Source organism: Embleya sp. NPDC050493 (assembly GCF_044458105.1).
Taxonomy (GTDB): Bacteria; Actinomycetota; Actinomycetes; order Streptomycetales; family Streptomycetaceae; genus Embleya.
The window spans coordinates 184,270-197,328 of the sequence record NZ_JBITHP010000012.1; the positions used below are offsets into that span (position 1 = coordinate 184,270).

Annotated in this window: 4 protein-coding genes and 1 pseudogene; 3 read left to right on the plus strand and 2 right to left on the minus strand. The window is 70.9% G+C overall.

Annotated elements, in window-relative coordinates; translation table 11 throughout:
• Nucleotides 1–135 precede the first annotated feature (135 nt).
• Nucleotides 136–2,931, minus strand: a complete 2,796-nt coding sequence (locus ACIBM5_RS23845) for an AAA family ATPase (protein WP_396008662.1) — start codon at nt 2,929–2,931, stop codon at nt 136–138.
• 665 nt (nt 2,932–3,596) lie between these two features.
• Here ACIBM5_RS23845 and ACIBM5_RS23850 point away from each other — a divergent pair.
• Nucleotides 3,597–6,281, plus strand: a complete 2,685-nt coding sequence (locus tag ACIBM5_RS23850) for a LuxR C-terminal-related transcriptional regulator (protein ID WP_396008663.1) — start codon at nt 3,597–3,599, stop codon at nt 6,279–6,281.
• A gap of 79 nt (nt 6,282–6,360) precedes the next feature.
• Here the strand turns inward: ACIBM5_RS23850 and ACIBM5_RS23855 are convergent, their stop codons facing one another.
• Nucleotides 6,361–7,014: an O-methyltransferase gene (locus ACIBM5_RS23855; protein ID WP_391587419.1), complete on the minus strand. Its 654-nt coding sequence runs from the start codon at nt 7,012–7,014 to the stop codon at nt 6,361–6,363.
• A gap of 263 nt (nt 7,015–7,277) precedes the next feature.
• Here ACIBM5_RS23855 and ACIBM5_RS23860 point away from each other — a divergent pair, with 263 nt between their 5' ends.
• A complete protein-coding gene (locus ACIBM5_RS23860; protein WP_396008664.1) occupies nt 7,278–8,138 on the plus strand; it encodes a sugar phosphate isomerase/epimerase family protein in 861 nt (286 codons plus the stop codon).
• Nucleotides 8,139–8,187: 49 nt separating this feature from the next.
• Nucleotides 8,188–13,023: pseudogene (locus tag ACIBM5_RS23865) on the plus strand (type I polyketide synthase); the annotation flags it as partial.
• Nucleotides 13,024–13,059: the final 36 nt, after the last annotated feature.

The following is a 13,059-nucleotide window of genomic DNA, read 5'->3' on the forward strand; positions in this document are numbered from 1 at the left end:
TTGGGGCACGAATCTAACTTTTCGGTTGTTTGCGGTTTTGCGGGGCGGCCGTTTTTTTCAGAGTCTGGGGTTGTGTTGTTGGGGGGCGCTGGGGGTGGGGGGGCGCCCCCCCCCCCCCCGGCCGGCCGGTGGCGGTCAGCCGTCGCTGCTCGCGCCGATCCGGAATTCGGTGGGAAGTTCCTCGCGGTTGCGGATGCTCATCTTCCGATAGACCCGGGTCAGGTGCTGCTCGACGGTGCTGATCGTGACGTGCAGGCGGTCGGAGATCTCCCGGTTGGCATAGCCCTGCGCGGCCAGGATCGCCACCCGACGCTCGGAGTCACTCAGGATCGCGAACCGGTCCCCCTCGGTCGGGGGGCCCTGGGCGTCGTTCGGCTTCGCAGTCGACGGATGCGTGGACACGAGCCTGCGGCACAGGAGTTCGGCGTGGCAGCTCTCCGCGATCCGGCGGGCCCGGCGGGCCGCGGTACGGGCCTTGGCCCGGTCGCCCAACACCTGGTACGCCTCGCCCAGGTCGGCGAGCGCGTGTGCGCTCTGATAGCGGTCACCGCTGTGCTGGAGCAGTTGGAGCGCCTCTTCGAGCAGGCCGGGTCGGTCCCCGACGGGGCGGGTGGCCGCCAGTGAGCGCAACTCGATGCCCCGGGCCCGGGGCAGGGCGATCCCCGAGGGAGAAGCCTTCTGCTCGGCCCAGCGGGCCGCGCCCGCGTCGTCGCCCAGCGCCAGCGATGCCTCGACCGCACCGGCGCGCCAGGGCGCGAGTGTGGCCGTGTCGATGTCCCAACGCATCATCCTGGCCCCGCAGTCGGTGAAGTCGGCCAGTGCCGCGCGGGCCCGGCCGGTGGCCAGGCGGTGCCTGCCGCGGGCGTACAGGTAGTGCAACCCCGCGCGGGTTTCGAACAGGTCCCCGGGCGCCGGGCGGGCGAACTCCCGGGCGGCGGCCTCGTGGTTGCCGATCGCGGTGTACGCCTCGGCGAGGGTCGCCGTCGCCAGCACCGAACTCTCGTTCCAGGTGGCGCCCTTGATGTGCGCCAGCGCCGCTCGAGCCTTGTCCACGGCGATGTCCAGGCGCCCCTCGCGGAACGAGACCAAGGCACCGATGGTGCCCAACACCCCCTGCCAGCCGGGAGTCTCGTGACTGCCGGCCCCGGTCAGGAAGCGCGTGCACCAGATGGCGGCCGAGTCGATCAGATCGGCGTAGACCAGGGAGAGCAGCGCGGGGGCGATCACCCGGTACGACCCGTGCGCGAAACCGCCGTCCTGCAAGACCTGTTCGGCCTGGGCGATGGTGTGCTCGTCGGCGCCGCCGGTGAGTACGGCGGACAGGGCGTGCACCGCGCGGTGACCGGGTGCGGAGGTGGCCGGCGTGACCGCGCCCGATTGCGGCGCCTCGGCGGCGGCCGGACCGGGGAGTCTGGACACCAGGCCCGGATACGTGGACGCCACCAGCAGCCGGGTGCGCGGCACGGCGGAGCCGACCGCGGGCCGCGCGGCCGGTATTCGATCCCGGGTGTCGAAGCGGTCGACGAGGTCCAGCGCCTCGTCGAAGCGCAGGTGCCACAGCAGGCCCTCGGCCACCGACATGGCCGGTCCGAGCGTCGGCGTGCCCTCGCGCGGCGGCGAGCCGAGCGCGAGGAACCGATCCCGGGACCCGGCCGGCTCGCGCAGCCACTGCAGCCCGGCCGCCCGAACCTCGACCACGTACCGCCGGGCCTCGTCGGCGCAGCACTCGGCGGCGAGTTCGAGGCAGTGGATCGCCGTCGACGTGCGACCGGCGAGCAGGGCGGCCTGGGACGCGTCGAGAAGAACGGGCACCACCCAGTCCTGGCGCAGCGGTCCGGCGACCAGCAGATGGGCCGCGACGGCCTCCGCCGGTGCCCCCTCCTCGCGCAGCAGGCGACTCGCGCGATGTCGAAGGCGTACGGCCTCGTGTGGTGGGATGTCGTCGAGCACGGCCGAACGGGCGGCCTCGTGCCGGAATCGAAAATCGCGCACGACGCCGATCTCCGCGAGTTTGCGCAGGGCGCTTCCGGCCGTCATCGTGCTGACGTTTCCGAATCGGCTCAGCAGGTGGATATCGGTGCACTCGTCGAGTAGTGCCACGCCGCGGGCAATGGTCACCGCGATCGGGCCGAGTCGATGCAGGCAGGTCACCAGCGCATCGCGGAAAATCGTTTCGGTGCTTTCGGTGGGAGAATTCGACGCGCCCTTTGATTCCGCCGGCCCGCCATTGTCGCCGTCCATCCCGGTGAGTATCACGCCGAGGGTTGATGGATTTCCGACGAACGGTTCGAGGTGCGCTTGCGCGAGCTGGTGATCCGGCGTTCCGGTACGTAATTCGGAAATCACCGGTCCGCCGCCACGCGAGGAAGGCGGACCGATACGGATGTGCCGTACGCTCGGGCAATAGAGCAACTCTTCGAGCGCCGGGTGCGTACGCCGGCCGAGTTTGCGATCCCAGGTCAGCACGACGGCGACGGGATTTGCGGCCGGGTGCTGGGCCAGGTGGCGCAGGCAGCGCAGGGACGATGGATCGGCGTATTCGATGTCGTCGACGGCCACCAGGACAGGGCCGTGTGCGGACAGTTCGGATACCGTCCGGATCAGCTCGCGGGCGGCCTGTGCCGGCCCCGGATCGGCGGCATCGGGGGGCGCTGAAATGCGAGCCGAGCTTGCTGTGAGCACGCCGAGAACGGCCGAATCCAGGAGCTCGCGCACGGTGGAATAGGGACGATCGCGGCACTCGGGTGAGCTCCTGGCACTGAGCACGGTGACTCCGGCTGCCGCCGCCCGTTTGCGGAAAGCCCGCAGGAGGTCGGTCTTCTCCATGCCGGTGGATCCGCTGACGACCGCGACGACAAAGCACCCCGAGTCGTCACCGGCCAGTAGTCCGTCGAGCCGATTGTTCTCCTGATTCCGCTCTACCAACAACACCGTCGACATTCCCCCGAGTTCGACAACAGCGAGTTCACGAAAGGTTTACAATTCGGCCATCATACGAGCGACCGTCGTTGCTAATGACGGCCGTTCCGCGGGATTGCCCGGCGCCCCATCTCTTGTTCAGATCTTGTTTGGAATCGCAACTGTGTATCACGGGCACGCTAGGTGTCTGTGCACGTAGTGGTCAAGAGTCTTCGGTAATGCCTTGGCCAAAACACGGACCGCGATGCTTGCCGGGGGTGTACCCGCAAGCCGTTCGGTGACCTGCACTACTAACGCGTTGGAGTCCGGCTCGGTAAGTATGTAGGGGCTCCGCATCGGCCTCTGCGTGACGGGCTTGCAGACCCTATGGAACGCCAGTACCTTCGCACTGTATGCGGGGCATACGGTTCCCGTCCGATGCTGCGGGCTCGGTCGGGGGATTCGTTACTCACCGGAGGTGCGTCAAACAGCAGTCGGTCGCCCGACTCCGTACTAGTGCGCATTAAGGCTTTCGGGCGACTGCCCTCCGGTATCGAACGAGGCGAATCGCGGGGATCGGTCGAACGCGTTTCGGGGACGAGGCGGCGCCGGACGGCGTGGTCCGGATCGTCACGTCCCGGCGGTGGCGCCAGGGGCGCGGGATCGGCCGTGGTTTCAACGTCAGACACACTCGGCGCATGGGGGATTTGCTGATGTCGTTGTTGATGGAATACCAGGACATATTCGGACAACTGGATGGCGTTCTGGAGGAGGCCGCCGCAGGCGAAAGCCTGGTGGCGGTGCTCGACGGGGCCCGGGCGTCGGCCACGGAATCGGCGCTGTGGGCGCTGGGTCGGCGGGCCGCCCAGGCCGGGGCCACGGTGCTCGACGTCACCGGCTCTCCGGGTGAACAACATGTGCCCTACGCCATGTCGGCGCGGCTGCGGCACTCGTTGAGGGCGACCGGGAACGCCGGAAACGCCGGGCACACCGAGGCGACCGCGGGCGCTCCGGTACTCGTCGCCCTCGTCGACGTGGAGTTCGCCGATGTCGAATCGCTGCGTGAACTGCCCCGCATGGCCGAGGCCGTGCCCGGCCGGCCGCTCGTGATCGTGCTCGGTGGGGAGCCGCGGCCGGGCCGGGCGGCATCCGCCGCGCTGCGCGAGCTGATCGACGGGCGGCGGGTACGGCGTATCCGCCTCGAATCCCAGCCCCGCGAAGGCGTCGAGCCGGTGCCGGCACCCCGATCCGAACCCGCCTGCGGGGCACGCGAGGCGGCGATTCGGCACGCGCCGGCCGGTGGGCGCCCGGCCTCGATCGAGCCGATCCCGGACGCCGCCGCGGGAGGATCGGCGCGGCCCGGGTTCCGGCAGGCGATCGCCGGCTGCTTACACCGTATGGGCCTGCCGGCCACCCGCGTGGTCCAAGGCGCCGCCGTGCTGGGCGAGGCGACCGACATCGGCCTGCTGAGCCGGCTGTGCCGGATCGACCCGAAGACGTCGCGACACCTGGTGCGCGAGCTGAACGCGGCCGGGGTGCTGCATGGCACCCGCTTTCGGCACGAGGAGATCCGGTCGGCCATCCTGGACGAACTGCCCGTTGACGAAGCGGTATTCCAGCGGCACCGGGCCGCGCGACTGCTGTACGAGTCCGGCGCGCGGTCGCACACAGTGGCGAACCTGTTGATGGCGGCCGGCCCGCTGCCCGAGGAGTGGGCACTGTCCGCGCTCCAGGACGCGGCCCGGCAGCTGCCGGCGCACCGGCGAAGCACCCTCGCCGTCGAGTACCTGCAGTTCGCGGGCGAATGCTGCGCCGACCCGAGTCGCCGCTACGCGCTCAAGATCCGGATCGCCGAGCTGCTCCGCTACGTCGACCCCGCGGCGGCCGACGCACGATTCCTCGCGCTCAAGGGACCGATTCTGGCCGGGAAGGTGGCTCCGGAAGAGGCCCTGCGGGTGGCCGATGCCCTGCTCTGGTCGCTGCGGAGCGCCGACGCGGTCGAGATCGTCGGCCATGTCGCCGCCGAGCACGACGCCGACCGACTCGGCGAGGCGTGGCAGCTGACCAGGTTGCGCGTCGCGGCCGGCTCTCCGGGGCTCATGTCCCCGCTGGGCCTCACGGCACCGGCACCGCGGAGCGGCGATTCCGCGGTCGTCGACGGGCCCCGCTCGGCCGAACTGCGCGCCGCCGAAGCGTTGACCGCCGCGCTGGGGCAGCGGGTCGATCGGGACGTCGTCGCCCAGGCCGAGCAAATCCTGCGGGAGGAAAGCCGAGGCGGCGACGGGCCGTTCGAGGCGGTCTCCGACGCGATCCTGGCGCTGGTCTACGCCGACCTGATCGACTCCGCCGCCGCGTGGTGCGACCGACTCGTCGCCGAGGCGCGCGAGCGCGAGGAAACGGTACGCACCGCGTGGTTGGGCAGTCTCGGGGCCCTCGTCGCGCTGCGGAAGGGACAACTGGACTCGGCGATCGAACAGGCCGAGGAATTCCTCGCGTTCATGTCCGGCCACGGGTGGAACGCCCAGGTCGGCCTGGCGCTGGCCACCCTGGTCGAGGCGCACACCGCGACCGGGAACCACGCCGCCGCCGCCGAGTGCCTCGGCCGCCCCGTCCACCCCGCGCTGTTCGAGACCCGCTCGGGCCTGCACTACCTCTACGCGCGTGGCAGACACCATTTGGCGGCGGATTGCCCCCATGCCGCACTGGCCGACTTCACCGCGTGCGGGGAGCGAATGGCCCTGTGGAACATCGACACCCCCGCGCTGGTGCCGTGGCGGCTGGGCGCCGCGCGCGGGTGGTTGCGCCTGGGCCGGCGCGATCGCGCGGCGGCCCTGGCCGAGGAGCAGGCGGCGGGGCTGGGGCCGGAGTTGCCCCGTGCGTACGGACTGACCCTGCGTTGCCTGGCGGCGACCAAGCCGGTCGACGCTCGGCTGCCCCTCCTGGAGAAGGCGCTGGGGATGCTCCAGATCGGCAACGACCGCTACGAGAGCGCCGGGGTTCTGGCGGATCTGAGCGAGACCTATCAGGCGTTGGGGAACGACACGCACGCCCGGACCGCCGCGCGCCGGGCGCGGCGGATCGCCAAGATCTGTCACGGGGAGGAGCCGGTGGCCGCGACGGCGCCCGCCCAGGCCACCGCTGCGGAGCCGGGCGAGGCGCAACGGGCGGACCGGGACGACCAGTTCGCCCGGCTCAGTGACTCGGAGCGGCGGGTGGCGGTGCTGGCCGCGGCGGGCTACTCGAACCGGGAGATCGCGGGCCGGATCTACGTCACCGTCAGCACGGTCGAGCAGCATCTGACCCGGGTGTATCGCAAGCTCGGCATTCGCCGGCGGGAGGAACTGCCCATGGATATCCGGGTGTACGCCGCCGACACGGCCTGATCCCGGGAGAACGCCGACGTCGCGCCGGTCGACCGAAAGGCCGACCGGCGCGACGTTAGGCGTCGCGGCGGGTAGGCCGCTACGGGGCCACCCGCAGGGAGACCTCCAGTCCGTCACCGATCGGCACGTGCACCGAGTGGTAGCCGCCGCCGGTGCGGACGTGATCGAAGTAGGGCTGCTCGGGCAGGGTGCCCATGTCGTCGGCGATCACCACGGCGTTCGGGGCGAGCGACGACTCGATCAGCCTGAGCACCGGAAGGTAGATGTCCTTCCAGCCGTCCAGGAAGACCATGTCGATCGGGCCGGGCAGGTCCTTGAGCGTCTCCAGGGCGTCGCCCACCCGGACGTCGACGATGTCGTCGAAGCCCGCGTCGGCGATGTTCTTCGACGCGATCTCGGCCTTGCCGGCGTGCCATTCGGTGGTGATGACCTCGCCGCCGTTGTCCCGCGCGGCCGCCGCGAGGAACAGCGTGGAGATGCCGAACGAGGTGCCGAACTCGACGATCCGCTTGGCACCGCGGCTACGGGCCATCAGGTAGACGAGATCGCCGACCTCGCGCGGGATCGAGATGTACGCCTCGGCGAGCATCTCGGTCTGTTCCTGATGGCTGAAGGAGCCGAGCGGGCGGTTCTTGGCCATCACGGCCGCGACCACCGGTTCGTCCTTCACCTCCTCGTCGGCATAGAGGGCATCGAGGGCCGCGCGAACGCGGTCAGACGAGAGCGTACTCATTCTGAGCCTTTCGGGCCGAAAGTGCGGGGAGGATTCGGGACGGCACCACACGCGCAGCCGAGGATCAACTCTCGGGCGCGGTCACTGTGCACGGCCGAGATGTTACGCGTTCGGTCGGCCGAAGAGACCCGAGCGACGGCCACGAGTTCGTATATAGGGGGTTGCCGTCGAGCTTAGGGGGTGGTCCGTGTGGTGCTGCCCGCGCAGCCCCGGATTGAATGGGGTGCAGACTGCGCGCACGTTTCGACGAATGGAGTGGCGAGATGGGCCTGCTCGACCGACAGGGTGTGTTCCTGCCATATCTTCACCTGCTCGGCGCATCCTATGACGAGCCCCCGGGCTATTCGTTCGAAGAGCGGGTTTCCGCCGCCTCCCGGGACGACGTCCTCGGCATCGGTTTCGACGCGGACGAATTCGACAAGCTGCTCGAGAACAATTCGGTGGAGGACCTGCGCGGCATCCTCGATCAGTACGGGGTGACGATCGGCGAACTGCAGATTCTCTTCGCCTGGCACTTCGGCGGGGATTACCAGAAGATGGCGCGCGAGCGCGAGGAGCACATGTACGACCTGTGCGACCTGTTCGGCATCCCCCGGATCAAGACGGTCATCATGACACCCACCGAACTCCCCGGACCAGACCTGCTCGTCGAGCGTTTCGCCGGGGTCTGCGACCGGGCCGCGGCGCGCGGGATCTCGGTGGCGATGGAACCCCAGTCGGTCAATCCCGGGTTCGACTACGCGGACACCGTCGACATGCTGCTCGCCGCGAACCGGCCCAACGGCGGCCTGGTGGTGGACGCCTGGCACTTCTTCCGCGACCCCGACGCCTTCACCCAGATCGACCGCCTCCCGGCCGCGTCCATCTTCAACCTCGAACTGCGCGACGCCGCGGCCGAACCCAAGGGCTCCCGGCTCGACGACTGCCTGCACCACAACCTGATGCCCGGCGAGGGCGACTTCGACCTGGTGCGACTGATCCGCACGCTCGACGCCAAGGGCGTGGACATCCCGATCTCCGCGGAGGTGCTGTCCGCGGACCTGCGCGCGCTCACCGCGGCGGAGAACGTGGCGCGCACGGTGGACTCGGTGGCCGTGTTGATGGACGCGGCCCGCGCGCGCTGATTGCGAATATCCGGCGAGACGATGTCAGGTCCTGCGGTGAGATGGGTTGGTGTTGTTGGTGAACGACGACAAGCTCCGCGACTACCTCAAGCGCGCCACGGTCGAATTGAAGGAGACCCGGCGCCGACTGCACGAGATCGAAGCGCGGGCCAGAGAGCCGATCGCCATTGTCGCCATCAGCTGCCGCTTTCCCGGATCGGTCGCCTCCCCGGAAGACCTGTGGGACCTCGTGGCGACCGGCCGGGACGCGATCTCCGCCTTCCCGGAGAATCGCGGCTGGGACACCGCCGGAATCTATGACCCGGAGCCGGGGAAACCCGGAAAGAGCTATACCAGGCACGGCGGATTCCTGCACGAGGCCGGCGAATTCGACGCCGAATTCTTCAAGATCGGCCCACGCGAGGCCAAGGAGATGGATCCGCAACAGCGGTTGGTCCTGGAAACCGCGTGGGAGGTCCTGGAACGGGCCGGAATCGACCCGACCGCGCTGCGTGGAAGTCGGACCGGAGTATTCGCCGGAATGGTCTACCACGATTACGCGGAGAACCAGAGCACGGGTTCGCTGGCTTCCGGCCGAGTGGCCTACAGCCTCGGTCTGGAGGGGCCCGCGGTGACCGTCGACACCGCGTGCTCGTCCTCGCTCGTGGCGCTGCACTGGGCCGTGCACGCGCTGCGCGCGGGGGAGTGCTCGCTCGCGCTGGCGGGCGGAGTGAACGTGATGGCCACCCCGGACGCCTTCATCGGCTTCAGCGGCCAGCGCGGGCTGTCCGCCGACGGGCGGTGCAAGGCGTTCGCGGCCTCGGCCGACGGCACAGGCTGGGGTGAGGGCGTCGGCTGGTTGCTGGTGGAACGCCTCTCGGACGCCCGGCGCAACGGGCATCCCGTACTGGCGCTGGTCCGCGGTACGGCGGTCAATCAGGACGGCGCGTCCAACGGCCTCACCGCACCCAACGGCCCCGCCCAGCGACGGGTGATCGAACAAGCCCTGGCCAACGCGGGTCTGGCGGCCACCGACGTGGACGTGGTGGAGGCACACGGCACCGGCACCCGGCTGGGCGACCCGATCGAGGCCCAGGCGCTCCTGGAGACCTACGGACAGGATCGGCCCGCCGGCCGCCCGCTGTGGCTGGGTTCGCTGAAGTCGAACATCGGCCACGCCCAGGCCGCCGCGGGCGTCGGCGGGATCGCCAAGATGGTGATGGCGATGCGGCACCGCGTGCTGCCCAAGACGCTGCACGTCGACGAGCCGACGCCGCATGTGGACTGGTCGGCGGGCCGGGTGAGCCTGCTCACCGAGGCGCGGCCGTGGTCGAGCGACGGCCGGCCGCGGCGGGCCGGCGTGTCCTCCTTCGGCGTCAGCGGCACCAATGCGCACGTGATCATCGAAGAGGCGCCGGCCGTCGAACCGGCGCCGGTGACGGACGAGCCGGCCGTCGCCGGCCGGCCGGTCCCGTGGACCCTGTCCGCCCGGACCGAACCCGCACTGCGCGAGCAGGCGGGCCGGTTGCTCGCCCACCTGGACGCGCGTCCCGAGGTGAACCCGGTCGACCTGGCGTTCTCGCTCGCCACCACGCGCGCGGCACTCGACCACCGCGCGGTGGTCGTCGGGGAGACCCGCGAGGACCTCCGCCGCGGGTTGGCGGGACTCATCCAGGACACGCCCACGGCCGCGACCGTACGTGCCGCGGCCCGGCCGCACGGCCCGGTCGCCTTCCTGTTCACCGGCCAAGGTGCCCAACACGTCGGCATGGGCCGCGAACTCGCCAAGACCTTCCCGGTGTTCCGCGAAGCACTGGACGCCGTGTGCGCGGAGATCAACCAACACCTCGACCGTCCGCTGCGCAACGTGATGTGGACGACCGGGACCGCCCTCGACCTGACGATGTACACCCAGGGGGCGGTGTTCGCGATCGAGGTGGCGCTGTACCGACTCCTCGAATCGTGGGGAGTGCGCCCGGCATTCGTGGCCGGCCACTCGATCGGCGAGCTGAGCGCCGCACACGTGACGGGAGTGCTCTCGTTGGCCGACGCGGCCCGACTGGTGGCCGCGCGCGGTCGACTCATGTACGCCCTGCCGGGCGGCGGGGCGATGATCGCCGTGCGGGCCGGCGAGCATGAGGTGGCCCCGCTGCTGACCGAGCGGACCGGGATCGCCGCCGTCAACGGGCCCGAGTCGGTGGTGGTCTCCGGCGCCGAGGACGAAGTCCGGTCGATCGCCGACCGGTTCGCCGCACAGGGCCGTAAGACCCACCGGCTGACGGTGTCGCACGCGTTCCACTCGCCGCTGATGCAGCCGATGCTCGCCCGATTCCGGGAAATCGCCGAAAGCATCGAGTACGGGACCCCGTCGATCCCGATCCTGTCCACCGTGACCGGCGCGCTCGCCGAACGGCTCGACGCGGACCACTGGGTGCGGCACGTTTCCGCGCCCGTACGCTTTCACGACGCGATCCGTGCGCTCCGAGCCAAGGGCGTCACGACGTTCCTCGAACTCGGACCGGACGCCGCGCTGACCGCGCTGGGCCCCGACTGCGCAGCCGACGCGGACGACGTCGCGTTCGCGGCCACCCTGCGCCGGGGCCGCGGCGAGGCACGCGAGATGGTGCTCGCACTCGGCACGGCGTACGCGCAGGGAGCCCGGGTGGACTGGCCGGCGTACTTCGCCGGCGGATCCGGCCCGAGTGTCGTCGAACTGCCCACCTACGCGTTCCACCGCCGGCACTACTGGGAGCCGACGCCCACGGCCACCGGGCCGCATGCGAACGACCCGAGCGATGCGGGGTTCTGGGACGACGTCGAACAGCGGGACACCGCCGAGTTGTCCGCGCGCCTGGACGTCGACGCCGAGGCCCTGGATCGGGTGTTGCCCGCGCTGTCCGCCTGGCGGCGCAGCAGCCGCGACCTGGAGCTTCGGGACACCTGGCGCTACCGCCTGCACTGGACTCCGATCACCGACCCCGACGCTCCCGCACCGACCGGCCGATGGCTGCTCGTGGTCCCCGCCGACCACGGCGACGACAAGCGGGTCATCGCGATCACCGAAGGACTCGCCCGCCAGGGCGCCCGCGTCGTGCTGATCCCGGACCACGACGCCGACCGCGCCGAGCTCACCCGGAGCCTGCTCGACAAGGCCGGCGAGGAACCGACCGTCGGCGTACTGTCGCTGCTCGCCCTCGACTCACGCGAACACCCCCAACACCCGACGCTGTCCCGAGGCACCGCCGGCACGGTGGCCCTGGTCCAGGCCGCCGCCGACGTGGGCCTGACCGTCCCCCTGTGGTGCGTCACCGCGAACGCCGTCGCGGTCGCCCCCCTCGACGAACCCGCCGATGCGTACCAGGGCGCCCTGTGGGGTGCCGCCGCCGCACTCGCCCTGGACCACCCGGGCTTCTGGGGCGGCATGATCGACGTACCGGCCGACGTGGACGACACCGCGGTGGACGTGCTGTACCGGATCCTGTGCGCGGGCACCGCCGAGGACCGGATCGCGATCCGCGCCGACGGCGTGCACGTCCGTCGGCTGATCCGGGCGCCGCTGAACGGCGCGCTCGCCGGGCGCTCCTACCGCCCGCGCGGCACCGTACTGATCACCGGCGGAACCGGCGGCGTCGGCGCCCATGTCGCCCGGCACTTCGCCCGCGCCGGAGCCGAACACCTGGTGCTGACCAGTCGACGCGGCTCCGCGGCACCCGGGATGACCGAGCTCGCGGCCGAACTGGTGGCCCTGGGCGCCCTGGTGTCGATCGCGGCCTGCGACGTCACCGACCGGGCGGCCCTGCGCGCGCTCCTGGACTCCATACCGGACGAACTGCCGCTGACCGCCGTCGTACACGCCGCCGGCGCGTCCGGGCGGGACACGCCCCTCGCGGGAAGCACCCTGGCCGAGTTCGCCGAGGTCGGCCACGCGAAGATCGGCGGCGCGCTGCTCCTGGACGAACTGCTCGCCGACCACCCGCTCGACGCGTTCGTACTGTTCTCCTCGGGCGCCGCCGTCTGGGGCAGCTCGGGGCAGGCCGCCTACGGCAACGCCAACGCCTTCCTGGACACGCTCGCCCAGCGCCGCCGGGCCCGCGGACTCACCGCGACCTCGATTGCCTGGGGGCCGCTGGACAGCGGCATGGTGGACGCGGAGATCAGCGCGTTCATGCGTCGCATCGGCGCGCCCGCGATGGACACCGCGCTCGCCGTCGGCGCACTGAGCCAGGCGATCGAGCAGGACGAAAGTCACCTGGTCGTCGCGGAATTCGATTGGTCCCGCTTCGCGCCGACGTACACGCTCGCTCGGCCGCGCCCACTCCTGGACGCGATTCCCGAGGTGCGTCAGGCGCTGAACGGCGAGGACGGGGCCGAACCGGAAGCCGGACCCGCGCCGTTGGCCGAGCTGCTCGCGCTGCCCGCCGCGCAACAGGGCCGTGCCTTCCTTGACTTGGTCCGGACACACGTGGCCGCCGTGCTCGGGTACGACACCGCGGACGAGGTGGCGGCCAAACGGGCATTCCAGGACCTCGGGTTCGACTCCGTGGCCACCGTGGAACTGCGGACTCGGCTGAACCGCGCCACCGGCCTGCGGCTGCCCGCCACTGCGGTCTTCGACCACGCGAGCCCGGCGGCACTCGCCGACCACCTGGCGGCGGAAGCGCACCGGCAGACGGGTGCCGGTGAGATGTCCATCGCGGCCGAACTCGACCGGATCGAAGCCGCATTGACGCTGCTGCCACCCGCCGAGCTGCTCGGCCATCGCGTCCCCGCCCGGCTGCGGGCGCTCGCGGCGAGGTTGACCGAAGGCTCCGGCGGATCGGCGGAGCCGGCCGCCGAGGACCTGTTGGAGACCGCCTCCGCCGAAGACGTTTTCGCATTCATCGACAAGGAACTCGGCTCGGCCTGACCGGTCGCGCACACGGACAGTTGTGAGGCTGGGATG

What these genes read in the sequence shown, in the direction of transcription:
- ACIBM5_RS23850 (WP_396008663.1), top strand. Translation starts at nt 3,597, where the DNA reads ATGGGGGATTTGCTGATGTCGTTGTTGATGGAATACCAGGACATATTC.
- ACIBM5_RS23855 (WP_391587419.1), bottom strand. Translation starts at nt 7,014, where the DNA reads ATGAGTACGCTCTCGTCTGACCGCGTTCGCGCGGCCCTCGATGCCCTC.
- ACIBM5_RS23860 (WP_396008664.1), top strand. Translation starts at nt 7,278, where the DNA reads ATGGGCCTGCTCGACCGACAGGGTGTGTTCCTGCCATATCTTCACCTG.